General features: G+C 72.5%; 21 protein-coding genes. 11 read left to right on the forward strand and 10 right to left on the reverse strand.

Annotated elements, in window-relative coordinates:
- Positions 1-16: 16 nt before the first annotated feature.
- Complete coding sequence (locus ABZ318_RS00835) at positions 17-184, reverse strand: hypothetical protein (protein ID WP_356900329.1); 168 nt, start codon at positions 182-184, stop codon at positions 17-19.
- Between the two features lie 227 nt (positions 185-411).
- Here ABZ318_RS00835 and ABZ318_RS00840 point away from each other — a divergent pair, with 227 nt between their 5' ends.
- The 3 genes from ABZ318_RS00840 to katG all read left to right on the forward strand — a co-directional run bounded on the left by ABZ318_RS00840 (position 412) and on the right by katG (position 5106).
- Entirely contained in the window at positions 412-795 is a 384-nt protein-coding gene (locus ABZ318_RS00840; protein WP_356900330.1) for a hypothetical protein, read from the forward strand.
- A 78-nt stretch (positions 796-873) separates the two neighbouring features.
- The gene (locus ABZ318_RS00845; protein ID WP_356900331.1) at positions 874-2760 is read left to right on the forward strand and encodes a transketolase; all 1887 of its coding nucleotides are present in this window, start codon (positions 874-876) and stop codon (positions 2758-2760) included.
- 117 nt (positions 2761-2877) lie between these two features.
- Positions 2878-5106 carry a catalase/peroxidase HPI gene (gene katG / locus ABZ318_RS00850; RefSeq protein ID WP_356900332.1) on the forward strand — a complete coding sequence of 743 codons (2229 nt, stop codon included), beginning with the start codon at positions 2878-2880 and terminating at the stop codon, positions 5104-5106.
- A gap of 190 nt (positions 5107-5296) precedes the next feature.
- Here katG and ABZ318_RS00855 read toward each other — a convergent pair whose 3' ends face one another.
- On the reverse strand, positions 5297-5941 hold the full coding sequence (locus ABZ318_RS00855) for a hypothetical protein (protein ID WP_356900333.1): 645 nt from the start codon (positions 5939-5941) through the stop codon (positions 5297-5299).
- A 15-nt stretch (positions 5942-5956) separates the two neighbouring features.
- Positions 5957-6517 carry a hypothetical protein gene (locus ABZ318_RS00860; RefSeq protein ID WP_356900334.1) on the reverse strand — a complete coding sequence of 187 codons (561 nt, stop codon included), beginning with the start codon at positions 6515-6517 and terminating at the stop codon, positions 5957-5959.
- 159 nt (positions 6518-6676) lie between these two features.
- Here ABZ318_RS00860 and ABZ318_RS00865 point away from each other — a divergent pair, with 159 nt between their 5' ends.
- Together ABZ318_RS00865 and ABZ318_RS00870 are read left to right on the forward strand one after the other, a co-directional pair.
- Complete coding sequence (locus ABZ318_RS00865) at positions 6677-7507, forward strand: SDR family NAD(P)-dependent oxidoreductase (protein ID WP_356900335.1); 831 nt, start codon at positions 6677-6679, stop codon at positions 7505-7507.
- Between the two features lie 212 nt (positions 7508-7719).
- A complete protein-coding gene (locus tag ABZ318_RS00870) occupies positions 7720-8973 on the forward strand; it encodes a serine hydrolase domain-containing protein (RefSeq protein WP_356900336.1) in 1254 nt (417 codons plus the stop codon).
- Between the two features lie 8 nt (positions 8974-8981).
- Here the strand turns inward: ABZ318_RS00870 and ABZ318_RS00875 are convergent, their stop codons facing one another.
- From ABZ318_RS00875 to ABZ318_RS00885, 3 genes are read right to left on the reverse strand one after another with little or no spacing between them, the layout of a single operon-like run.
- A complete protein-coding gene (locus ABZ318_RS00875) occupies positions 8982-9482 on the reverse strand; it encodes a DUF3291 domain-containing protein (protein ID WP_356900337.1) in 501 nt (166 codons plus the stop codon).
- A 32-nt stretch (positions 9483-9514) separates the two neighbouring features.
- The gene (locus ABZ318_RS00880) at positions 9515-10186 is read right to left on the reverse strand and encodes a transcriptional regulator (RefSeq protein ID WP_356900338.1); all 672 of its coding nucleotides are present in this window, start codon (positions 10184-10186) and stop codon (positions 9515-9517) included.
- A 50-nt stretch (positions 10187-10236) separates the two neighbouring features.
- Positions 10237-10857 carry a hypothetical protein gene (locus ABZ318_RS00885; RefSeq protein ID WP_356900339.1) on the reverse strand — a complete coding sequence of 207 codons (621 nt, stop codon included), beginning with the start codon at positions 10855-10857 and terminating at the stop codon, positions 10237-10239.
- A 111-nt stretch (positions 10858-10968) separates the two neighbouring features.
- On the opposite strand from ABZ318_RS00885, the gene ABZ318_RS00890 reads away from it, so the two are divergent.
- The 3 genes from ABZ318_RS00890 (at position 10969) to ABZ318_RS00900 (ending at position 14753) form a co-directional block, all read left to right on the forward strand.
- The gene (locus tag ABZ318_RS00890) at positions 10969-11622 is read left to right on the forward strand and encodes a TetR/AcrR family transcriptional regulator (protein WP_356900340.1); all 654 of its coding nucleotides are present in this window, start codon (positions 10969-10971) and stop codon (positions 11620-11622) included.
- 100 nt (positions 11623-11722) lie between these two features.
- Entirely contained in the window at positions 11723-13108 is a 1386-nt protein-coding gene (locus tag ABZ318_RS00895; protein WP_356900341.1) for a GH1 family beta-glucosidase, read from the forward strand.
- A gap of 196 nt (positions 13109-13304) precedes the next feature.
- Entirely contained in the window at positions 13305-14753 is a 1449-nt protein-coding gene (locus ABZ318_RS00900) for a cytosine permease (protein ID WP_356900342.1), read from the forward strand.
- 7 nt (positions 14754-14760) lie between these two features.
- On the opposite strand, the gene ABZ318_RS00905 is transcribed toward ABZ318_RS00900, so the two are convergent.
- From ABZ318_RS00905 to ABZ318_RS00920, 4 genes are all read right to left on the reverse strand, one after another.
- Positions 14761-15327 carry a HutD family protein gene (locus ABZ318_RS00905; RefSeq protein WP_356900343.1) on the reverse strand — a complete coding sequence of 189 codons (567 nt, stop codon included), beginning with the start codon at positions 15325-15327 and terminating at the stop codon, positions 14761-14763.
- Between the two features lie 63 nt (positions 15328-15390).
- Positions 15391-16656, reverse strand: coding sequence for an acyltransferase (locus ABZ318_RS00910; RefSeq protein ID WP_356900344.1), 1266 nt, complete (start codon positions 16654-16656; stop codon positions 15391-15393).
- A gap of 2 nt (positions 16657-16658) precedes the next feature.
- Positions 16659-18737, reverse strand: coding sequence for a glycosyltransferase (locus tag ABZ318_RS00915; protein WP_356900392.1), 2079 nt, complete (start codon positions 18735-18737; stop codon positions 16659-16661).
- A 231-nt stretch (positions 18738-18968) separates the two neighbouring features.
- A complete protein-coding gene (locus ABZ318_RS00920) occupies positions 18969-19205 on the reverse strand; it encodes a hypothetical protein (RefSeq protein WP_356900345.1) in 237 nt (78 codons plus the stop codon).
- Positions 19206-19556: 351 nt separating this feature from the next.
- On the opposite strand from ABZ318_RS00920, the gene ABZ318_RS00925 reads away from it, so the two are divergent.
- The 3 genes from ABZ318_RS00925 (at position 19557) to lanL (ending at position 23419) form a co-directional block, all read left to right on the forward strand.
- Positions 19557-20510 carry a glycoside hydrolase family 16 protein gene (locus ABZ318_RS00925; RefSeq protein WP_356900346.1) on the forward strand — a complete coding sequence of 318 codons (954 nt, stop codon included), beginning with the start codon at positions 19557-19559 and terminating at the stop codon, positions 20508-20510.
- A 150-nt stretch (positions 20511-20660) separates the two neighbouring features.
- Positions 20661-20843 carry an SflA family class IV lanthipeptide gene (locus ABZ318_RS00930; protein ID WP_356900347.1) on the forward strand — a complete coding sequence of 61 codons (183 nt, stop codon included), beginning with the start codon at positions 20661-20663 and terminating at the stop codon, positions 20841-20843.
- 2 nt (positions 20844-20845) lie between these two features.
- Complete coding sequence (lanL, locus tag ABZ318_RS00935; RefSeq protein ID WP_356900348.1) at positions 20846-23419, forward strand: class IV lanthionine synthetase LanL; 2574 nt, start codon at positions 20846-20848, stop codon at positions 23417-23419.
- The last annotated feature ends 90 nt before the right edge of the window (positions 23420-23509 follow it).

The raw sequence follows: 23509 nt of genomic DNA on the forward strand, positions 1-23509 counted from the left end.
GGTACGGGACGAGCAGTCAGGGCGTCAGGTCCACGGGGGCCGCCCCTCCCGGGGCGTCCGCGCGGACGATGGCGACGGGACAGGACGCGTGCACGGCGCGCCGCCGGCTGACCGGGCCCGGGAGCGGGCTCGCGGAGTCGTGGACGCCCACGACCACGCGGGAAGTGCCGTCGCTGGAGTTCATGACCCTGCCCTTCCGTCGACCGGGCCCGAGGGGTGGACGGGACGCCGTCCCCGTCCTCTCCCTCCCGACCGACTACCCGATGCCCGGCCCCGTACGCCTGGGTGCCGTCCGTGCGCGTCCCGCACGCGTGAGTGCCGGACCGCGCGGGTAGACGCGGGGCCGAAGGAGGGTGGGGCGGCGGAGGAACGTGCCGAAGGCGGGGGCGGTCAGCGGAAGGACGTACGACCATGCTGTTCCTGCTGGGTCTGCTGCTTCTCGGGGCGACCGGTGCCTTCATCGGGCTGGTGATCTCGGAGAACACCGGAGGCCCCGACCAGACCGTCATGATGCTGGACAACCGGATCGCCACGATGAACGGCCTCGCGATCTTCCTCGCCGGCATGGCGCTGGCCGTGATCGTCGGCCTCGCCTGCGCGATGATGGCGGCGGGTGCCGCACGGGCCCGGCGCCGCCGAGCCCTCGGACACCGCGCCCATGAGCCGGCGGAATCGCGTTCCCTGCGGGGCCGCGATCCCTACGACGAGCGGGACGCGGAGCCCCGTACGGACGACGACACCACGGCCGCCGGGGGACAGCGTCCCCGCCGCCACCATTTCCGCTTCGGGCACTGACGGCACCCTCGTGCACGCCGGCCCGTCCCGGTGGGCGGAGGCGGCATGAGGCCCCGCACGGTCGGAAAGGACCCGGTCATGACCGCACCACCCGCCACCCCCACCACGCTCGGCCCCGACAGCGACCTCTCCCAGGTCTTCGAACTCGCCCAGCAGCTACGGGTGGACTCGGTGCGCGCCAGCACGGCCGCGGGCTCCGGCCACCCCACCTCCAGCCTGTCGGCGGCCGACCTGATGGCGGTGCTGATGGCCCGCCACCTCCGCTACGACTGGGCGGCGCCCGACAACCCGGACGGCGACCACCTGGTCTTCTCCAAGGGGCACGCCTCGCCCCTGCTGTACGCGATGTTCAAGGCCGCCGGGGCGATCGGCGACGACGAGCTGATGACGACGTACCGCCGCTTCGGCCACCGTCTCCAAGGCCATCCCACGCCCGAGCTGCCCTGGGTGGACGTGGCCACCGGCTCCCTCGGCCAGGGCATCGGCTACGCGGTGGGGATCGCGCTCGCGATCCGGGACCTGGAGCGGCGGTCCTCCCGGGTGTGGGTGCTGTGCGGTGACAGCGAGACCGCCGAGGGCTCCGTGTGGGAGGCCCTCGACAAGGCCGGGCACCACCGGCTGGCCAACCTCACCGTCCTGCTCGACGTGAACCGCCTCGGTCAGAGCGGGCCCACCGAGCTGGAGTGGGACACCGACGCGTACGCCCGCCGCGCCGAGGCCTTCGGCTGCCGGGCGATCGAGGTCGACGGCCACGACCTCGAAGCGATCGACCTGGCCCTGACCGAGGCCGCCGACGGACGGGCGCCCACCGTCGTCGTCGCCAGGACCGTCAAGGGCCGTGGCGTGGCGGAGGTGGCGGACAAGGCGGGCTGGCACGGCAAGGCGCTCCCCGAGGACCTGGCCGCACGCGCCGTCGACGAGCTCGGCGGCGCCCGCGACCTGCGGGTGCGCGGCCCGCGCCCGCCCGAGCGTTCCGGCCCCGCCCACCCCGACGGCTGGCACTCCGGCCCGGTGGAGCCGCCCCGCTACGAGGTCGGCGAGGAGGTCGCCACCCGGGTCGCCTTCGGCGCCGCCCTGGCCGCCCTCGGCGCCCGCCCCGAGGTCGTCGCCCTGGACGCCGAGGTCGGCAACTCCACCCATGCCGAGGAGTTCGGGAAGGCCCACCCGGAGCGGTACTTCCAGACGTACATCGCGGAGCAGCAGATGATCGCGGACGCCGTCGGCATGGCCGTGCGCGGCTTCCGCCCGTACGCCACGACCTTCGCCGCCTTCCTCACCCGCGCGCACGACTTCGTCCGGATGGCCGCCGTCTCCCGGATCACGATGGCCCTGTGCGGGACGCACTGCGGGGTCGAGATCGGCGCGGACGGCCCTTCGCAGATGGGTCTGGAGGACCTCGCCATGATGCGCGCCGTCCTCGGCTCCACCGTGCTGTACCCCGCCGACGCCACCTCCGCGGCCGCCCTGACCACGGCCATGGCGGACCTGGACGGGATCTCCTATCTGCGCACCACCCGCGGGGCGTACCCCGTCCTCTACGACGGCGACGAGACGTTCCCGGTGGGCGGGTCGAAGACCCTGCGCGAGAGCGCGGACGACCGGGTCACGCTCGTCGGCGCCGGGGTCACCCTGCACGAGTGCCTGGCGGCCGCCGAGGAGCTCGCCGCCGACGGCGTGCGGGCCCGGGTCGTCGACCTGTACTCGGTCAAGCCCGTCGACGTGGGCGCCCTCGCCCGCGCGGCCCGGGAGACCGGCGCGCTCGTCGTCGTCGAGGACCACCACCCCGAGGGCGGGCTCGGCGAGGCCGTCCTGTCGGCCCTCGCCGTGGACGGGGCCCGTCCGGCCTTCGCCCATCTCGCCGTCACGGAGCTGCCCGGCTCGGGCACCACCGACGAACTCCTCGACGCGTGCGGCATCTCCCGTACCCACATCGCCGGGGCCGCCCGGGCGCTGGTCGCGCGGTAGGCGCCCGCCGGCCCCGGGTCCCCGGCCTCCGGTCGTGAATTCCTTCTTTCCGATGATTTCTGTCGGTTGGACGGGCTCTGCGTGTTATCACCCCTGCGCGGTCCGCCGTACGCGACCATGACGGACGCCGAAACCGTCACGATGAGCGGAAGAAGGACCCACGTGCCCGGCAGCGAGAGCGAGAACCCGGCGATCCCCTCGCCCACCCCCACCGAGACCCGGCCCAAGACCAACACGGACTGGTGGCCGAACCAACTGGACCTGCAGGTACTCCATCAGCATTCGCCCCTCTCCGATCCGATGGACGCGGACTTCGACTACGCGAAGGAGTTCGCGGGCCTCGACGTCGACGCGCTGAAGCGGGACGTCATCGCGGTGATGACGGACTCCCAGGACTGGTGGCCCGCCGACTACGGCCACTACGGGCCGCTCTTCATCCGGATGAGCTGGCACGCCGCGGGGACGTACCGCATCGCGGACGGCCGGGGCGGCGGCGGCCAGGGCGCCCAGCGTTTCGCCCCGCTCAACAGCTGGCCGGACAACGCGAGCCTCGACAAGGCGCGCCGGCTCCTCTGGCCGGTCAAGCAGAAGTACGGGCGGAAGATCTCCTGGGCCGATCTGCTGGTCTTCGCCGGCAACTGCGCCATGGAGTCCATGGGGTTCAAGACCTTCGGGTTCGGCTTCGGGCGCCCGGACGTCTGGGAGCCCGAGGAGATCTTCTGGGGCCCCGAGGACACCTGGCTCGGGGACGAGCGCTACAGCGGCGACAGGGAGCTCACCGGCCCCTTCGGCGCCGTGCAGATGGGCCTGATCTACGTCAACCCGGAGGGCCCCAACGGCAACCCGGACCCGATCGCCGCCGCCAGGGACATCCGGGAGACGTTCGGGCGCATGGCGATGAACGACGAGGAGACCGCCGCGCTCATCATCGGCGGCCACACCTTCGGCAAGTGTCACGGCGCGGTCGACCCCGAGTACATCGGCCCGGAGCCCGAGGCCGCCCCCATGGAGCAGCAGGCCCTCGGCTGGCGGAACTCGTACGGCAGCGGCAAGGGCCCCGACGCGCTCACCAGCGGGCTCGAGGGCGCGTGGACGAACGAGCCGACGAAGTGGGACAACGGCTACCTGGACAACCTGTTCCGGTACGAGTGGGAGCTGACGACGAGCCCCGCCGGCGCGCAGCAGTGGACCCCCAAGGACGCGTCGGCGAAGGACACCGTGCCCGACGCGCACGATCCGTCGAAGCGGCACGCCCCGATGATGCTCACGACGGACCTCGCGCTGCGGATGGACCCGGTCTACGCGCCGATCGCGAAGCGCTTCCACGAGAACCCCGAGGAGCTCGCCGACGCGTTCGCCAAGGCCTGGTACAAGCTGCTGCACCGTGACATGGGCCCGCTCTCGCGCTACCTCGGCCCGTGGATCCCCGAGCCGCAGATCTGGCAGGACCCGGTCCCCGCGGTCGACCACCCGCTGGTCGGGGAGGCGGACGTCGCCGCCCTCAAGGCCCGGATCCTCGACTACGGGCTCTCCGTCTCCCAGCTGGTCACCACCGCCTGGGCGTCGGCCGCGAGCTTCCGCGGCACCGACAAGCGCGGCGGCGCCAACGGGGCGCGGATCCGGCTCGCGCCGCAGAAGGACTGGGAGGTCAACGACCTGCCCGAGGTGGCCCGGGTGATCGAGACCCTCGACGGGATCCGCCAGGACTTCACGGGCTCGGACGGGGCGAGGATCTCGCTCGCGGACCTCATCGTGCTCGGCGGCTGCGCGGCCGTGGAGCGGGCCGCGAAGAACGCCGGGTACGACCTCACGGTCCCGTTCGCGCCGGGGCGTACGGACGCCACGCAGGAGCAGACCGACGTGGAGTCGTTCGCGGTCCTCGAACCCCGGGCGGACGGCTTCCGCAACTATCTCAGGGCGGGAGAGAAGCTGTCGCCGGAGACCCTTCTGCTCGACCGCGCCAACCTGCTGACGCTGACCGCCCCCGAGATGACGGTGCTCGTCGGCGGCATGCGGGTGCTCGGCACCGGGTTCGGGCAGTCACGGCACGGGGTCTTCACCGACCGGCCGGAGTCGCTGACCAACGACTTCTTCGTCGGGCTCCTGGACATGGGCACCGAGTGGAAGGCCTCGACGTCCGAGGAGAACGTCTTCGAGGGCCGTGACCGCGCCACGGGCGAGATGCGGTGGACCGCCACCCCCGTCGACCTCGTCTTCGGTTCGCACTCCCAGCTGCGGGCCCTCTCGGAGGTGTACGCGTCCGCGGACGGGGGCGAGAAGTTCGCGCGCGACTTCGTGGCCGCGTGGGACAAGGTGATGAACCTCGACCGGTTCGACCTGCGCTGAGCACGGCGCGCCCGGCCGGCTCACGGGCCGGCCGGGCCTCCCTGCTCCCCGCTGCTCGTCGGCTGCTCGTCGGCGCTCGGGACCTCCAGCGGATCGTCCGGGGCGGCCTGACGGGCGGCTGGGGAGAAGACCCGCTCCTCGATCCAGGCGTGGGCCCGCCCCTCGGGTTCCTCCCTCGCTCGGTCGGACCTCAGGTGGTGAGGAGCCGGTTGAAGAACGAGCGGTACTGGCGCAGGGCCGTGCGCAGGTCCTCCGTGTCGACGTCCTCGCCCTCGCTCCACTGGCCTTCCAGGTCCTTCTTGCGGTCGGCGAAGGTGGCGGCGAGCCTCTGGATCACCTCGGTGACCAGCTCGTCGGCCTCGTGCACGGCTCCGCGGGGGTCGTCGACGAACCGGCTCTGGATCTCGTGCCAGCGCGTACGGAACGCCTCGTCGGCCTCGGCGTCGAGGAGGCGCGGCAGCTCTTCCCCGGTGCCGGACCCCGCATCGGCGCCGGCCCCTACGTCCGTACCGGACCTCACGTCAGTGCCGGACCCCACGTCCGTACCAGCCCCCATGTCCGTACCGGACCCCACGTCCGTACCGGCCCCCATATACGTGCCGGACCCCACGTCCGTACCGGCCCCCACGTCAGCGCCGGACCCCGCCTCGCGCAGCTCGGCTCCGCGCCCCTCGGCCTCGCGCGGCTCCGGCTCACGCGTGTCGTCGTCGGCGGCGTTCTCCCGCGTGCCCTCGTCGGCGTGTGTACCGGCCGGAAGGTCGGTGCTCTCCCCGGGGTACATGGGTGGTGTGTCGGTGTCGTCGGCCCGTGCCGGTGTGTCGTACTCGCGTCGCATGGCGCGTCCTCCTGGTCAGTTCCGGCCCTGTCCGGGCGTGTCGCCGTTCGAGAGAAGTTCGTCGAACAGCGCCCGGTAGTGGACCATCGCGCCTCTCAACTGCTCGGTCGTGGCCTGCCGCGAGGAGCTCAGGGCGTTGATCTCGTGCGCCGCCTGATAGTGCTCCAGGGTGCGGCCGTGCTCCACGGAGAGGTCCCTCATCTGCTGCTCGAAGCCCTCCGTGGGATATCCCCGCTCGCGCATGAGCGAGGTCACCAGCGTGTCCGCGTCGTGCACCGCGCCGTCGGGGCGGTCCACGAACTGCTCCTGCACACTGCTCCACTGCTGGGCGTAGCGCTCCCGCGCCCCGCTCGACAACGGCTTGATGTCCAGGTCCTCGTGGCGCTTCTCCCGCTCCCCGAGGTCGTGCTCGGCGGCCCGCCTGCTCCCGGCGTCCTCGACGGCGCGGTCGTACTCGGGACCGAAGCGCTCGCGCAGCCGGCGACGGCGCCGCCGGTCCAGGGCGACGGCCAGCACGATCAGCGCGATCACCACCACGACGGGTATGACGATGGCCAGAATCGTTCCTGTCGACATCGGCCTCGCTCCCTCGGCTCTCATCGATATCCACGGCGGCGGCTGCCCAGGCGCGCCGGGCTGAAACGGCCGTCGCGGGCCGGGGACCTGCCTGGTGGTGTGGACACCAGGTGCGGCACACACTCCCCCGGGCCGCCGGACGCTGCCACAGTCGTCGCCATGACCCAGCACACCACTCTGATCACCGGCGCCACCACGGGCATGGGGCGCGCTCTCGCCCTCGATCTGGCGCCCCGCGGCGGCACCCTCCTCCTGCACGGCCGGGACGCCTCACGCCTGGGGGCCGTGGCCGCCGAGACCCGGGCCGCGGGGCCCGGTACCACGGTCCGCACCCATCTCGCCGATCTCTCCGACCTGGACCAGGTGCGGGCGATGGCCGACCGGATCCGGGCGACGGAGCCGCACCTCGACGGGCTGATCCACAACGCGGTGGCGGGCGGCGGTGCACGGCCGCTCGTCCGGGAGCTGAGCGGCCAGGGCCATGAACTCCGCTTCGCCGTCAACCATTTGGCGCCGTACGCACTCACCCGCGCCCTGCTGCCCCTGCTCACCGCCTCGGCCCCGGCGCGGGTGGTCAACGTGGCCTCGATGGGTCAGGAGGCCGTCGACCTCGACGACGTGATGCTGGAGCGGGACTACGAGGGCCTGCGCGCCTACTGCCGGAGCAAGCTGGCCATGATCATGGCGACCTTCGAGCTGGCCGCCGAGCTGAGGGGCACCGGCGTCACGGTGAACGCCCTCCACCCCGCCCACCTGATGGACACGCCCGGCGTCCGCGCCTACGGCCTCGCGCCCGCCACCACCACGGAGGAGGGCGTCCGTCCCACCGTACGACTGCTCCTGGACCCGGACCTGGCCACGGTCACCGGCCGTTACTTCGACCGGTTCACCGATGCGCGCGCCCACGAGCAGGCGTACGACACCGAGGTGCGCGAGCGGCTGATGAAGCTGACGCACGAGCTGACGGAGCAGGTCTGGCGGGACGTGTGACGGGCCCGGCGAGCGTCGGGTCGCCGGGCGGCCAGGTCGAGGAGACCAGCGGCCGCGGCAGGGCGCCGTCGGCGAGCACGCGCGCGTGGCGACGCCCACGGCGGCGACGGCACGTCTCCTGGAAAGGCGGCGCGCGGGCCTGACGGGTGATGTTCGCGCGGGTCGACGGCGCCTCGGGCGGCCACCCCGCCCCACCGGCCGATACTCCGGCCATGAGACCACCCCGCACCAAGACCGGGCCGCTCCGGTCCGTCCCCCGGTCGCGCCGTGCCGCGGTCACCGCCGTCGCCGCGCTCCTCGCCCTCTGCGCCCCCACCGCGGCGGCCGGCGCCCCGACGGCCGACGGCCGCCCTCACCGGCCCTGCGTCGGTTCCCGGCTGCCCGAGCGCGGTCCGGCGCGCGCCATCCTGCGGATCACCGAGCGGGCCAAGGCGGAGATGGACCTCAAGTCCGTGATCCTGCGGGTCACCGTCGACGGCCGCGAGGTCGTCACCACCGCGCTCGGCGAGTCGATGACGGGCGTTCCGGCCACCCCCGCCATGCACTTCCGGAACGGGAACATCGCGATCAGCTACATGGGCACGGCGCTGCTGCGGCTGGTCGACCGGGGCGTGGTGCGCCTCGACGACCCCGTCGCGCGCTGGCTGCCGGGGCTCAAGGACGGCGACCGGATCACCCTGCGGATGCTGGCCGCCTCCACCACCGGTCTCGTCGACTACGTCCGGCTGCCGGAATTCCAGCGGGCCGTCACCGCGGACCCGTTCCGCCAGTGGACTGCCGACGAGCTCGTACGGCTGTCGACGAGCAAGGAGCGCTGGTACGAGCCGGGCACCAACTGGAGCTACTCGCACGCCAACTTCGTCCTCCTGGGCGCCGCCCTGGAGAAGATCACCGGCACGCGCCTCGACGTCCTGCTCCGGCAGGAGGTCCTGGGCCCGCTCGGACTGCGCGAGACCCGCAACGGTTTCACGCCCGACATCCCCGCACCCGTCCTGCACGCCTTCACGTCCGACCGCGGGACGTACGAGGAGTCGACGTTCTGGAACCCCTCGTGGACCACCGCGCCGGGCGCGGTGGAGACCACCGACATCTGTGACCTGGCGAGCTCGGCCGCCGGCATCGGCTCGGGCCGGCTGCTCTCGCCGTCGTCCTACCGGGAGCTGCTGAACCCGGGGACGGTCGGTCTGGGTCACGCCACCGCGAAGTGTCCGGCGACGGTCTGCCTCGCGCAGACGGAGGCCACCCACTACGGCCTGGGGCTGCTCGTACTGGGCGACTGGGTGTCCCAGCACCCGTTGTTCTTCGGGTACTCGGCGTCCCAGGCGTATCTGCCGTCCGGGCGGCTGGCCATCGCGGTCTCGACCACGAACGGCCCGAAGGCCCCGGGCGGCCACTCGGCCCACACGATCGCCCAGCGCATCGCGGCCGCCCTGGTCCCGGCCCACCCCATCCCCGACTTCGGCTGACGGCCGCCTCAGACCGCCGCCGGGTCCGCGTCCCGCGTGTGCTCGGCGGCCTCGGCGGCGGTGTAGGAGGAGGCGAAGGTGAAGGCGCGCGGGGACGGGCCGTGCGCCCGCAGGTCCGCCAGCCGTTCGACGGCCTCGCCGACGGTCGGGACGTGCCCGGCGGGGACCCACCAGAGCACCAGGTGCGCCTCGACGTGCCGGTGGAACCAGTCACGGCGCTTCCGCATGACCTCCAGGTGCCCGCTGCGGTAGGCGAAGTCCCACAGGGCCTCCTGGGTCTCCCAGACCGACAGGTTGACGATGACGTCGTCGCCCAGCGGACGCAGACCGGTGGCGTCGGCCTCCCCCTCGCCCACGAGCCGCCACACGAAGCCGGGGGCCGCGTCGGCGGCGGCGTTGACCGGGTCGAGCATCTCGACGAACGGCGCCACGCGCGGGTCGTCGAGGGGGTGGAGGAGCCTGGAGACGTTGAGCTGGGCGAGGTGGGCGGAGTGCCGGGCCGTGGTCATGGCCTCATCCCAGCACGCACCGCTTTTCTATGTCAATCGCCATTGTTTTTAGAAGGTTCGACCACCACGCAGCACTCCCCCGGCCGGGCGTCCATACGGGCGCGGACGGGACCCTCCGTACCGAGCAGCCCTTCGAGAAGCGCGAGGTTCATGCCGCAGACGAGGGGCGGAAAGCTCTCGGCGACGGCGTGGAAGGGGCAGTTGCGCATCCGGACGGCGCCCACGGCCTCCCCCTCGGCGTCCTCCCGGTACGGCTCGTAGCCGCGCGCCGCCAGCGTCTCCATGGCCTCTTCGAGGCCCCCGCAGGGTCCCGCCGGGCCGCGCAGGGCCTCGCCCCGGCGGCGCGCCGCCGCGCAGAGACCGGCGTCGAGCCCGGCCTGCTCGGCGGCCTCGGCGAGCAGTTCGGCGGCGGTGCGGTAGTCACGGGCGGGCAGCGACACCGACCGTTCGCCCCGCGCCCGCGTGTACACCTTGGCGGGACGGCCGGCCCCCGGCCCCGACCGCCCCGACAGACGGCGACTGCCGCTCTCGAGCAGCCCGGCCCCGGTCAGCCTGTCCAGGTGGTGCGCGGCGAGGGTCCGCGCCACCCCGGTCGCCTCGGCGGCCTCGTTGCGGCCGACCTCGCGGCCCTGTGCCACCACGTACTCGTACAGGCGGCGCCGCACAGGGTCCTGCAGCACCGCGATCGCGTCGATGTCCTCCACGAGACCATTCTAGGAACAACGCGGGTTGGCGATAGAAGAAGGCGGGGCCTTCAGGGCTGGGACCTGATCACCGCGACGCAGCACAGCGCCGCGAGGGCCAGACTCGCCGCCACCGGCCCCGCGAAGCCCTCGACGGCGGTGGCGGGAAGAACCCGGTCGGTCGGCGGGACGGCACCCTCCGGGTCGAAGACCATCCTGAGGTGCCGGCCCGGCCGGGCGTCGGCATCGCAGGTGCGCCAGGCCTCGGCCCGCACGGGGGTGCCGTCGGGCAGCCGCACCGAGCAGGAGTTCTCGACGTGGTCGCGTCCCTCGTGGCGGTGGACGTGGACTTCGGTGACCACCACCGTGCGGCTCACGCCCCGCGCCGCGAGGACGGCCTCCGCCGCGTGACCCGGTGTCCACCAGGCGAGGAACACCCCGAACAGGACGACCGCGCCCACCAGGGCGCGTCCCGCGTTCGTGGCGAGGAGATACCCGGCGGACGCCAGGGCCGTCACCGCACCGACGACCGTCCCGGCCGTGGGGAAGCCGGTGGACACCCCCGCCGCCGAGGCGCCCGCGACCAGGCCGGCGGTCACCAGGCCCACGGCGACGCCCTCCCCCACCAGCCGGCCGGGCGGCCGTCCGGAGAAGTTCGCCGGGCCCCACAGGTACGCGCCGTCGTAGGACATGTCGCTCCGTTCGTCATCCACCCCGTGACGGCGAGATCCTGTCACCATCCGCTCTTCGCGCGGACGGTCGCGTGTTACGTTCGCGCCTCGACGGACGACCGGGAGCGCGGGGTGACGGAAGCGACGGAGCCGGAGGCGCGGCCGCGCGTGCGCAGGCAGCCGCAGCAGGCGCGCAGCCGGGCCCGGGTCGAGGCCATCCTCGGCGCGGCCGACCGGATCCTCTCCCAGGAGGGGTACGAGGCGCTGACGATGCGGCGGATCGCCGAGGAGGCGGGCGTGCCGGTCGGCAGCATCTACCAGTTCCTTCCCGACAAGGGCGCGGTGGTGGACGCGCTCGGGCGGCGATACCTGGAGGCCTTCGGGACGGCCGTCGACGAGCTCGTCGAGCGGGCCCTCGCGGACGAACTGACCGACCTGGTGGGCACGATGGTCGACGTCTGCGCCGAGCTGTTCCGGTCGCAGCCGGGCGGCATGGCGCTCTGGGCGGGCCGGCACCTCAGTCCCGAGCTCGCCCGCGCCGACGAGGCGAGCAACGCGCTGATCGCCGAGGGCCTGCGGCGCATCGTCGAGCACCTGACCGGCGGGCCCGGCGGCGAGCGGGCGCGACGGGCGACGCGGATGGCGGTGTGGGCCGCCAACGCCGTGCTGCACGAGGTGTTCAAGGGCGACGGCGAGCCGGACCTGGAGACCGTGGACGAGCTGAAGCGGATGCTGCACTGCTACTGGGAGGACCTGCGCGGCCGACTGACGGCCGAGGAGGGGTGAGCCCGGGACGGGACGGGGATCCGCTTCATCCATAGAACGTGAACGTGCGTTCATGTTACGGTGCGGCCCACCTCGGACGGCGAGCCGGCAGCGAAGGCAGGTGCCCGTGACAACCAGCCCCACCGATCCCACCCGACTCCCCCGGCTCCCGGCCGGCTTCGTCTGGGGCGCCTCCACCGCCGCGTACCAGATCGAGGGCGCGGCCGACGAGGACGGCAAGGGGCCGTCGGTCTGGGACACCTTCGTGCGGCGCCCCGGGGCCGTCCGCGACGGCCACACCGGCGACGTCGCCTGCGACCACTACCACCGGTTCGACGAGGACGTGGCGCTGATGCGCCGGCTCGGGCTCGACGCGTACCGCTTCTCCGTCTCCTGGCCGCGCATCCTTCCGACCGGCGCGGGCAAGGTGGAGACACGCGGCCTCGACTTCTACGACCGGCTGGTCGACGCGCTGCTCGCCGCCGGGATCGAGCCCACCCCCACCCTCTTCCACTGGGACCTGCCGCAGGCCCTGGAGGACGAGGGCGGATGGCTGAACCGGGAGACCGCGCACCGATTCGCCGAGTACGCGGCGGTGACGGCGGACCGGCTCGGCGACCGGGTGAAGCGGTGGATCACCCTGAACGAGCCCTTCGTGCACATGTCCTTCGGGTACGGCTTCGGCGTCCATGCCCCGGGCCGCGCCCTGCTCCTCGACGCCCTGCCCGTCGCGCACCACCAGCTGCTCGGCCACGGCCTCGCGACCGCGGCGCTGCGGGCCGTCGTCCCGGACGCCTCGGTGCTGATCGCCAACAACTGCACGCCCGTGCGGCTGCGCACGGACGCCCGGTCGGACGCGGACGCCGCGGCGGCCTCGGCGTACGACGTCCTGCACAACCGCCTCTTCAACGACCCGGTCCTCCTCGGGAGCCACCCCGACCTGTCGGCCTACGGCATGAGCGACCCGAGCTGGGGAGGAGTGGTGCGCGACGGCGACCTCGCCACCATCGCCGCGCCGCTCGACGGACTGGGCGTCAACTACTACAACCCGACCTGGGTGACCGCCCCTGCCGATCCGGCAGCGGGCCTGCCCTTCGACCTGACAGAGCCTCAGGAGCCCTACCGGCGCACGGCGTTCGGCTGGCCGGTCGTCCCCGACGGACTCACGGAGCTGCTCACCGGCCTCGCGGACCGTTACGGCGACGCCCTTCCGCCGGTGTGGATCACCGAGAACGGCTGCTCGCAGCCGGCCGGCACGGACGACCGGGAGCGGGTCGAGTACCTCGCCGGCCACCTCACCGCCGTCGCGGACGCCGTGGCCCGAGGGGTGGACGTGCGCGGCTACTTCACCTGGTCGCTGCTCGACAACTTCGAGTGGGCCGAGGGCTACCACCAGCGTTTCGGCCTGGTCGAGGTCGACTTCGCCACCGGCCGCCGCACGCCCCGGGCGAGCTTCGCGTGGTACCGCGACCTGATCGCCTCCCAGCGGGGCCGAGCGTCCTCGTGACCCGGGCCCGCAGGGAGGACGGGGCCGGCCCCCGCGCCGCCCGCCGGGGCCGGGGTCGCATCCCACCTGCTGAAATTGTTCATTCAGAGTATTGATCCCTGTTGGCCTCTATGCGAGATTCGGCGCACCGCGATGCCGGTCGACGGCCGCGGTCCGTCCGGATCCACAGGAATCGCTGCCGGGAGAGGTCTCCAACATGCCGGTCCAACACACCCCGGGGGAACGACTCGCGATGGAGAGGCGCACCATCGAGGTCATCCCCGACGCCGAGCGCCACGGCACGCCGCGCAGCCAGTTCACGCTGTGGTTCGGCGCCAACATGCAGATCACCGCGATCGTCGACGGCGCCCTGTCCGTCGTCTTCGGCGCCGACGCGCTGTGGGCGATACCGGCGCTGCTGATCGGCAACGTGCTCGGCGGCATCGTCATGGCGCTGCACTCCGCGCAGGGCCCGCGCCTCGGCGTGCCGCAGATGATCTCCAGCCGCGCGCAGTTCGGCGTCCACGGCGCGGTCCTGCCGCTGCTCCTCGTGATCCTCATGTACCTGGGCTTCGCCGCGACCGGCAGCGTCCTGGCCGGCCAGGCCCTGTCCGAGCTGCTGCACATCGACGACACACGGATCGGCATCCTCGTCTTCGGCGTGCTGACCGCCGTGGTCGCCGTCACCGGCTACCGGCTCATCCACGCCGCCGGCCGGGTCGCCACCGTCGCCGGCGTGCTCGGCCTCGGCTACCTCCTCGTGCGGGTGTTCACCCAGTACGACGTCGGCGCGCACGTCGGGAACAAGGGCTTCGAGGTGGCGACCTTCCTGCTCGCCGTCGGGCTCGGCGCCGGCTGGCAGCTGACCTTCGGCCCGTACGTCGCCGACTACTCGCGCTATCTGCCGCGCGACACCAGCACGCGCGCGACGTTCTGGTCCACGTTCGCCGGTTCCGTGATCGGCTCCCAGTGGGCCATGACCCTCGGGGCGCTCACCGCGGCCGTCGCGGGCAAGGCCTTCCTCCCCGACCAGGTGGGCTTCCTCGGCGACCTGGCCGGACCGGCGGCCCTCGCCCTCCTCGTCTACCTGGTGATCGTGGTCGGCAAGCTGACCGTCAACTGCCTCAACGCGTACGGCGGCTTCATGTCGATCCTGACGACCGTCACCGCCTTCGACGGCCGCTCGCGGATCTCGGCCGCCGCCCGCGCCGCCTACATCGTCGGCTTCACCGCCGTGTCGATCGGCATCGCGCTGGCCGCCAGCGCCGACTTCCTGAACAACTTCAAGAACTTCGTGCTGCTGATCCTGATGGTGTTCACCCCGTGGAGCGCGATCAACCTGGTCGACTACTACCTGGTGTCCCGCGAGCGCGTCGACATCCCCGCCCTGTACGACCCGGACGGCCGCTACGGACGCTGGAACGTCACCGCGCTGACCTGCTACGTCGTGGGCGTCGCCGTGCAGGTCCCGTTCCTGGCCACGAAGCTGTACACCGGCGCGATCACCAGGAGGCTCGACGGCGCCGACATCTCGTGGATCGTCGGCCTGACCGTCACCGCGGCGCTGTACTGGCTGTGGGTGCGGCGCACCGCCGACCCGCCCGCCGAGACCGTGCACCCGGCCGCCCTCGACGGCGGCGACCGGTCGACGGCGCCCGTCGGCTGACCCGTACTCACCCCACCGGCACGACATCCGCCCACAGGGCGGCGGCGTCGGGCGAGAGCGGCACGACCGCTCGGCCCGGCGCCTCGTCGTTCCCGTCCCACCACACGCCCTGACCGGCGGCCAGCGGGCTCTCCCCGGCGTCCGTACGCCACCGGCCGCGCAGCACGTGGAAGACCCCGGCGTGCCCACCGGCCGGCACGACGGGTCCGGTGACCCGCTCCACCCGGGCCACCGCGCGGCCGCGCCGCACCATGATGTTGAGGACCCGGCACGCGCCGCCCCGCAGCTCGGCGGCCAGTTCCAGGTCACCGGGGAACGCGAGGGGCTCCTCCGCCCGCGCCGTCCGGTCGAACACCCCGGTGGCCGTCAGCCGCACGCCGTCGCCCGCCAGGAGGGTCAGCGTCCGGTCGACCTCGGGAAACGCCGAGAACGGCCCGTCCCGGTCGATGTCGGCGACGCTCGCACGCCACCGGAACTCCTCGGCGCCCACCGGCCACGAGACGATCTCCCGGGTGGCTCCCCCGCCGTTGCGCCACCGGCCCGCCGTCAGCGTCTCGACATCGAAGCGGTGCATGGGGGCTCCTGGGCTGCGTGCGGTACGGGCGCGGATCACCACGATAGAGGGGCCGTGCCCGCGTCAGACCCCGGCCCGGCGTCTGCCGCGGATGCGGCGCGGGTACGGGAAGAGCCGTGGTGAGCGCTTGGCGGCCACGTCCTCGATCCAGCCGAAGGTCAGCACCAGCAGTCCGATCAGCGGGATCGCCACCAGCAGCGGGAACCACTGGCTGGTCAGCAGCCACTGGCAGTGCTCGTAGAAGAAGCCGACGGACCAGAGGGGGTCGATCAGGGGGATGGCGGCCACCAACGCGGTCTCGTGCCAGAGGTAGACGCTGACGGCGCGTGCGTTGAGCAGGCTGACCAGGCCGTTCCAGCGCTCCAGCGGTCTGGGCCACTGCTCCCAGGAGGGGCTGACGTGGAGCAGGAGGGCGACGAAGCCGAAGGACCACAGGGCCTGGGCTATGGGCCAGCTCTCGATGTCGGTGGGCACGGTCGGATCGACCGGTCGGGTCTGCAGGTACCACCAGCCGGCCACCATGATCAGCGGCGCGACGGACGGCACGACGTACTGCGGGATCTTCTTGAGCAGGCCCTCCTGGTGAGCCATGCCGAGGATCCAGCAGGAGCCGAAGGTGGCGAAGTCGCTGACGGTCTCCCAGACCCGGCTGTAGACGAACTCCTGGTCGATGAAGAACGTGTTCATGACGATCGCCAGCGCGAGCGGCACGGACAGCGTCACCACCGGCATCCGCCGCAGCGCCCACAGCATCAGCGGTGAGAGCAGGACGTACCAGAGGTACGCGCGGAGGTACCAGAGCGGGACGATGACCTGCACCGCCCAGCCGTGCCCCACAAGATGGTCGAAACCGTTCAGCGACTCGGCGTACGGCGGAGTGCTCAGCGGCACGAGCCAGAACAGCAGCTTGCCCCACCACCAGTCGGGGTGGCCCTCGGCGTCAGGCCCCCAGCCGTCGGCGATCTCGAGGGTGAGCATGACCGCGCCGAACAGCCACATCGGCGGCAGCAGTCGGCGCAGACGGCCCCGGATGACGCCGAGGGCGGGGCGGCTGAGCGAGCGTGCCATCAGCGAACCGGCCAGTGCGAACATCACGCCCATCGACGGGAAGACGATGGGCAGCCAGAACCAGCCGAAGTTGTGGTAAAGCACCACGCGTACCAGCGCCAGCGCACGCAGCAGGTCGAGATAGCGGTCCCGGCCGCCCTTGCGCGGGGACGGCGCCGACGGCGCCGGCTCCGGCTCCGGCTGGTACTCACGTCGCAGAGCGGCGGGGACGCGCAGCTGGACGGTGTCCTGGGTGCCCCCGAACCCGAAGGATGCGGTCATGGTCAGGCCTCCACGGGTGCGGCGGCGACCTCACCGGTGCGCCGGAGCTTCTGCCAGCGCAGCCGGCCACCGGTCAGCGCCGTGATCGTGGACTGCAACAGGACGATGTACATCAGCTGCCGGTAGACCAGTTGCTGGATCGGCAGGCTGATCAGATGCAGGGGCTTCTCGCCGTCGAGCCGGAAGGCGTACCAGGACAGCGCGGCCTGGAGCAGGATGAAGCCGCCCCAGCTGGTGAGGGTGATCGGGGCGTCCGCGAACAGCACGCCGTACAGCAGGAACATGTCGACCAGCGGCGCGAGCAGCGGGGCGACCACGCCGAACAGCACGACGAGCGGCAGCCCGAGCCGGCCGAAGCGCCCGGCCGGGCCCCGGGAGGTCACGGCGCGACGGTGCTTCCACATCGCCTGCATGCTGCCGTAGCTCCAGCGGTACCGCTGGGACCAGAGCTGCTGGAGGCTGGCGGGGGCCTCGGTCCAGGCTCGGGCGCGCTCGGCGTAGACGATCCGCCAGCCGTCGCAGAGCACCGCCATGGTGATGTCGGTGTCCTCGGCGAGGGTGTCGTCGCTCATCCCGCCGACCCGCCGCAGGGCCTCCTTGCGGAAGGCGCCGACCGCGCCGGGGATGGTCGGGATGACGTTGAGCATGTCGTACATCCGGCGGTCCAGGTTGTGGCCGAGGACGTACTCGATGTGCTGCCAGGCGCCGATCAGGCTCTCGCGGTTGCCGACCTTGGCGTTGCCCGCGACCGCGCCGATCGTCCGGTCGCCGAACGGCTGGACCAGCTCGCGCACGGTGGACGGCTCGAAGACGGTGTCGCCGTCCATCATCACGATGATGTCGTGCGACGCGGCCGCGATGCCGGTGTTGAGCGCGCTGGACTTGCCGCCGTTGACCTTGCGGATCAGCCGGACGAACGGCAGGTTCATCTCCTCGACGATGTCCGCGGTGCCGTCCGTGGAGCCGTCGTCGATGACGATCACTTCGATCGGATGGTCACTGGCGATCAGGGAGTTGAGGGTGTTCGCGATGCACTCGCGCTCGTTGTAGGCCGGGACGAGGACGGTGACCGGCTCGGTGACGGGTGGTCCCCACGCGTCCCGCCGCCGGGAGCGCCGGGCGTGGAGCGGGGCGAGGACGAGCATCAGCGCGAACCGGCCGAAGTTGAGGAAGCCGACGACGGCAAGCAGTCCGACCAGCACCGGCAGGGTGAGCACGGCGACGTGGGTGGCCCAGATGAAGCTCTTGCCCGCCCACAGCTGGTAGCCGTGCACCGGCACGGTGGCGTTGGTGGCGCCGAGCGCCTCGGAGATGGTGGCGAAGCGGTAGCCCTCGCCCTGCAGCTTGTCGATGATCTGCTCGAGCGCGGCGATGGTCTCGGTACGGTCGCCACCCGCGTCGTGCAGCAGGATCAGCTCGCCCGCGCCGGGCTTGCGCGGCATCGCCGCCTTGACGATCTCGTCGACGCCGGGACGCTTCCAGTCGTCGGTGTCGCGGTCGATGAACGCGGTGAGGTAGCCGTGGGCGCCCACGTACTTGATCACCGGGTAGTTCCAGTCGTCGAGCGCCGAGGCCTCGGAGGAGTACGGCGGACGGAACAGCGCGCTGTGGACGCCCGCGACACCGGCCAGCGCCAGCTGCGTCTGCGCCAGCTCCCAGCTGATCCGGGCGTGGGACTGGTAGGCCAGGTCGGGGTGGGTGAAGGTGTGCACGCCGATCTCGTGGCCGCCCGCGACGATCTGCCGGATCAGCTCCGGGTTGCGCGTGGTCATCGCGCCGGTCACGAAGAAGTCCGCATGGATGTCGTGGGCCGCGAGCACCTCCAGGATCTTCGGGGTCCACTCCGGCGAGGGGCCGTCGTCGAAGCTCAGAACCACGGTGTGGTTGGGGATCCGATAACTCACCGGGTGCTCGTTCTTGGTGCCGCGCGCGTCGATGAGCGGGCCGCCCTTGAGCAGGTTCTCCGGCACGGTCGTCTTGTCGACCGAGGTCGCGATCCGGGTGTCGTGGAACGCCTCATTGGTGGCGAGGCCGCGCAGGACGAGGAGCGCGAGCAGGCAGGCCAGCAGGGACAGCGGCATGAAGAAGCGCAGCGGCGGCGCAGCCAGTCGGCGCGGCCTCAGCAGGGACTGCCGACGACGCTGGTGGCGGGACAAGGGCGCTCCTGGAGATGGGTGGTGCGGACGATCAGGCACGCTCGGCCCGCCCGCAGGCGTTGCTCCGGGCGGCACGATGGTCGCGGCATGTCGTGGGATGTCGCGACATTCGGCGTGGTGACCGAACTTTTCGGGTGGGGTGTCGCAGCCCGTGCCCTAGGGCCAGGAGGGCGACAAGGGTCCCCTGGTGGGCAGGTACGAGGGCTTCGGCGGTATCCCCATCGCCGGGGCGTCCGACTGCATGCCGATCAGGCTGCCGCCCATGGCGGCCGCCAGGATCGCGCCGACCACGGAGACCGGCCAGCCGAAGCGCCGCAGCAGACGGCTGCGCAGACCCGACTGGTCGACGAACACCGGTGCCGGAGCAGGTTCCTCGAAACGATTTTCGGCCATGCCTGACTGCGCCGGGTATGCCGGCCCGTGCCCGAAGGATGTGGTGACATGGCGCATCTTGTGTGGCCTTTTTGTGCAGGGTGTGTAGATCGCTGAAGCGTAGAGCGGACCGTAGCGCATGGCCCGCATCGATTGGTGTGCGATATGCGCTTTTGACATGATCCGATCGAGTGTCGTAACCGGATCGGTATGCGGAGGGGCACGTTCCGACCCGTGGGCGGACAGGTCTCGCGCACGAGACGAGATGGCTTGAACCCTTCGCTAGGATGACCCCTCGATTCGTGTGATCAGCGATTGATCCTCATGTAACGGGCGTGTCCACATACCGCCTCTACGCCCCAAGGAGCCCGTGTGAGCCAGCCCCGCCGCACCTCTCGTCGCCGCCCGTGGACCGCGCTCACGCTCCCCGCCCTCCTGTGCGTACTCGCCGCGTGTTCCGCCGGCCCCGCCGCGTCCGGCGGGGGTGCCGACGCCGCCCCGCCCGCGCAGGACGCCTCGCCGACCCCGACCGGACCGCCGGGGACCCTGTTCGACGACTTCCACTACAGCGGCGCCGACGACCCCTCGCTCGCCTCCCACGGCTGGGAGATCCGTACCGGCGGGGGCGGGCCGGGGATCCGGGACACCTGGGACGCCGCCGGTGCGGGCTTCCCCTCCGACCCGACCGCCCAGGGGGGCCGGGTTCTGCGACTGCGGTCCTCCACCGACGGCACCGCGCAGGGCACCCGGCAGGTCGAGGTGCAGAGCACCGGCAAGAACTTCTTCACGGGGACCTTCGCCGCCCGGGTCCACCTCAGCGACAAGCCCACGAGCGGTCGCAACGGCGACCACGTCGTCCAGACCTTCTTCCCGATCTCCCCCGCGGACTCCTCCGAGAACTACAGCGAGCTCGACTTCGAGTACCTGCCGAACGGCGGCTGGGGTACGGCGGGTCCGCGACTCGACAACGTCAGCTGGTACAAGGCCGATCCGCTGGACCGGGTCAGCCACACGCTCGACCGGCGGCTCGAGGGCTGGCACACCATGGTGATCACCGCCATGGACGGAAAGGTCACCTACTCCCTGGACGGCAAGGAGCTGTTCACCAGCTCCGGCAAGTACGTCCCGCGCGAGAAGATGGACATCCACTTCAGCAACTGGTTCATCGACCTCCCCTTCACCGGCGGCCCGCGCACCTGGGACGTGAAGGTCAACTGGGTCTACTACAAGGCCGACGAGGCCGTCTCCCCGGCGGACGTCCAGAAGACGGTGGACGGCTTCTACAGCGCCGGCACCGACTACGTCAACACCGTGCCGAAGGCCTGACCCCGTCCGGAGAACACTTCCTCTCCGTCCCCTTGTCAGCGGGTTCGCCCCCTCCCTACCTTTGTGCAGCGAGTTCCCGGCTCAGCGGGCCCACCGGCCCGCACGGGCCGTTTCCTGCTCCTCAGCGCACGAAGACCATGGAGGCGTCACATGCCCTTAGCCGTGCCGGAACTTCTGGAAGCCGACGGAATCCGCGACGCGGGTCCGCTGGAGATCGACGACGAGGCGATCGCGTTCGAGGACGACGACCGCGGCGACCGCGAACACACCGCGTGTCTCGCCGACCCCTGGGTGACCGCCACCACCCGCTTCGCCTGTGACCTGAACGCGTAGCGGTGGCCGTCTCCATCGCCGGCCGCAGCGGTTGGTCCGACGACACCTGGTCGTATCTGAACGATCCGCGGATGCCGGCGATGGAACACGGCTGGAAACTGCACGTCTCGGCGCGTCCCGGCGAACTCGACGCCGTGACCCGGCTCGTCCTCCCGGTGCTGTCCCGGCACGTCTGCCACGCGAAGTTCGCCCGCGACCCGGAGACGCTGCGCCGCCTCAACTCCGGGGCGGTGAACGCCGGAGCCGTCGGCAAGGCGATCACCGTCTATCCCGTGGCCGACGCCGTGGTCGAGGTCGCCCGGGAGCTCGCCGCCGTTTTGCGCGACCGGGAGGGCCCGAGGGTCGTCAGCGACCGGCGGGTCGACCCGAGGGCCCCGGTCTACTACCGGTACGGCCCCTTCACGGGTGACTACCGGACCGGCCGGAGCGGGCGGCTCGAATCCATCATGACCGGCCCGGACGGCCGGATCTTCGACGGCCTGGCCGTGGGCCGCTACCGGTGCCCGCCCTGGGCGGAGGACCCCTTCGCGGCCGGCTCCGGACCCGGTGACGAGCCGTCCGCGCCCGGCTTCGGCGGCGGACGCTACACGGTCACCGCCGGCATCGCGCGCGCGGCCCGGGGCAACGTCTACCGCGCGGTCGACCGCACCCTCGGGCGGCCGGTGGTGGTCAAACAGGCGAGGGCCTTCGTCGGCGAGGACGAATCCGGTACGGACGCCCGCCACCGGCTGCGCAACGAGCGCGCGGTCCTCACCGCGCTCGACGGCGTCACGGGCGTGCCCCGCGTCCTGGACCACTTCGCCCACCGGTCGGACGAGTACCTGGTGATGAGCGACTGCGGCGACCGGAACCTGCGCCGGGAGGTCCTGCGCGGCGGCCCCTACCGGGACGACGACACCCGGCCGGCGCGCGCCCTGTCCGTCCTCGCCTCCCGGCTCCTGCGCGTCCTGGACGCGATCCACGGCCGGAACGTGGTCGTCCGCGACCTCAAGCCCGACAACGTCGTGCTCGACGCCTCGGGCCCCGGCCACTGCCACGTGGTCGACTTCGGGATCAGCGAGTGGAACGGCACCGGCCCGGGAGGAGCGACCCCCGGATACAGCGAGCCGGTCCTGACCGCGACCGGACCGGCCGCCCCCGCAGACGACCACTACGCCCTCGGCACGACCCTCTTCTTCGCCGCCACCGGCCTGGACCCGGTGATCGTCGACGCCGACCACGGCGTCAACCGGGACAGGACCCTGGCCTGCCTGGCCTGGGCACTGCCCGGTCGCGCCCACCGGGAGATCCGGTCGACGATCACCGGCCTCCTGAGCTTCGACCCGGCCGTACGGACCGCCGCCGCCGACCGCCTGCGCACCGGCACGGCCGGAACCGCACGCCGGCCCGCGCGCCCCCGCGTCGACGGCGACCTGCTGGACGAGGTCATCGAGCACACGACCGCGTACTGCGTCGGGGAGGCGCACGCGATCGTGGACCCGGTACGGGCCGCCCGGCTGAACGTCCCCACCTCGATCGACGTCTACGGCGGCAGTGCGGGACTCGGACTGGAACTCCTCCACCACGCGGACCGGCCCCATGTGCGCTCCGCCGCCGCCGCGTTGGCGCGGTGGACGGCACAGCAGTCCAGGAACCTGCCACCCGGCTTCTACACGGGACGCACCGGCGTCGAACTCTTCCTCGCGGAGGCGGGGTCGGAAGCGGGTCCGGGGTCGGACACGGACACGGGCACGGGCACGGGCACGGACACGGGGTCCGGGTGCCCCGTCCTGCCGGAGCGCGCACCGGACGGCGGGCCTCCGGAGGCGGACCTGATCGCGGGAGCCGCCGGAATCGGCCTCGGCCGGCTGCTGCTCGCCCGACACGCCCTCCGGTCCGGTCACCGACCCGCCGCGGACCGGCATCTCGCCGTCGCCGCCGACTGTGACCGGATGCTGGCGTCGGGCGCCGCCCGGCTGTCCCCGACCGGTTCGGACACGTCCGGCGGCGCCGCACTCCGCGAGGGCATCGCGCACGGCGAGGCGGGCGTCGTCTGTTTCCTGCTGGAGTACGGCGCCGCGACCGGGGACCCGGACGCGATCAGGCGCTCCGAGGAGGCCGCCGCGCGCCTGGCCGCCGTGACGCCGGACATCATCGCGGCGGCCGCCGCGCCGGGGGCGGCGCGGAGCTACGGCTCGTGGTGCCGGGGCCTGGCCGGCATCGGGACCGTGCTCGTCCGGGCCGCCGAACGCCTCGACGAGCCCGGGTACCTCGACCTCGCCCGGCGGGCCGCGCGCGCCTGCGCCGCGCTGGCACCGCGGATGCCGCTGGTCACGCAGTGCTGCGGACTGGCCGGGGTGGGCGACCTGATGGTGGACGTCGCGGAGGCGTCCGCGTCCGAGGAGTTCCGGGACGCGGCCGAGACGGTCGCCCTGCTCATCCTGAGCCGCAGCGGCGGCACCTGGTCCCGGCCCGTGTTCCCGGACGCCGGTCTCGCCCGGTCGAGCGCCACCTGGGCCGGCGGGTCCGCGGGCGTGCTGGCCTTCTTCAGACGACTGCGCGACCGGGGCGGCCCGCGGCTCGGCCTCGTCGCCTGACCGCCGCCACCGGCTGCGCCCCTCGCCCCCCGCGCCCTCCCGAACCGGCGCCCGGCCGCGGCGCCCGGCCCCGACAGGTGCTCCGGGCCG

Source organism: Streptomyces sp. NPDC006197, from assembly GCF_040613865.1.
In the GTDB taxonomy this organism is placed as follows: domain Bacteria; phylum Actinomycetota; class Actinomycetes; order Streptomycetales; family Streptomycetaceae; genus Streptomyces.

What these genes read in the sequence shown, in the direction of transcription:
- ABZ318_RS00930 (WP_356900347.1), top strand. Translation starts at nt 20,661, where the DNA reads ATGCCCTTAGCCGTGCCGGAACTTCTGGAAGCCGACGGAATCCGCGAC.
- ABZ318_RS00835 (WP_356900329.1), bottom strand. Translation starts at nt 184, where the DNA reads ATGAACTCCAGCGACGGCACTTCCCGCGTGGTCGTGGGCGTCCACGAC.
- ABZ318_RS00855 (WP_356900333.1), bottom strand. Translation starts at nt 5,941, where the DNA reads ATGCGACGCGAGTACGACACACCGGCACGGGCCGACGACACCGACACA.
- katG (WP_356900332.1), top strand. Translation starts at nt 2,878, where the DNA reads ATGACGGACGCCGAAACCGTCACGATGAGCGGAAGAAGGACCCACGTG.
- ABZ318_RS00910 (WP_356900344.1), bottom strand. Translation starts at nt 16,656, where the DNA reads ATGACCGCATCCTTCGGGTTCGGGGGCACCCAGGACACCGTCCAGCTG.
- ABZ318_RS00905 (WP_356900343.1), bottom strand. Translation starts at nt 15,327, where the DNA reads ATGCACCGCTTCGATGTCGAGACGCTGACGGCGGGCCGGTGGCGCAAC.
- ABZ318_RS00865 (WP_356900335.1), top strand. Translation starts at nt 6,677, where the DNA reads ATGACCCAGCACACCACTCTGATCACCGGCGCCACCACGGGCATGGGG.
- ABZ318_RS00920 (WP_356900345.1), bottom strand. Translation starts at nt 19,205, where the DNA reads ATGGCCGAAAATCGTTTCGAGGAACCTGCTCCGGCACCGGTGTTCGTC.
- ABZ318_RS00900 (WP_356900342.1), top strand. Translation starts at nt 13,305, where the DNA reads ATGCCGGTCCAACACACCCCGGGGGAACGACTCGCGATGGAGAGGCGC.
- ABZ318_RS00860 (WP_356900334.1), bottom strand. Translation starts at nt 6,517, where the DNA reads ATGTCGACAGGAACGATTCTGGCCATCGTCATACCCGTCGTGGTGGTG.
- ABZ318_RS00875 (WP_356900337.1), bottom strand. Translation starts at nt 9,482, where the DNA reads ATGACCACGGCCCGGCACTCCGCCCACCTCGCCCAGCTCAACGTCTCC.
- ABZ318_RS00845 (WP_356900331.1), top strand. Translation starts at nt 874, where the DNA reads ATGACCGCACCACCCGCCACCCCCACCACGCTCGGCCCCGACAGCGAC.
- ABZ318_RS00885 (WP_356900339.1), bottom strand. Translation starts at nt 10,857, where the DNA reads ATGTCCTACGACGGCGCGTACCTGTGGGGCCCGGCGAACTTCTCCGGA.
- ABZ318_RS00840 (WP_356900330.1), top strand. Translation starts at nt 412, where the DNA reads ATGCTGTTCCTGCTGGGTCTGCTGCTTCTCGGGGCGACCGGTGCCTTC.
- ABZ318_RS00870 (WP_356900336.1), top strand. Translation starts at nt 7,720, where the DNA reads ATGAGACCACCCCGCACCAAGACCGGGCCGCTCCGGTCCGTCCCCCGG.
- ABZ318_RS00915 (WP_356900392.1), bottom strand. Translation starts at nt 18,737, where the DNA reads ATGCCGCTGTCCCTGCTGGCCTGCCTGCTCGCGCTCCTCGTCCTGCGC.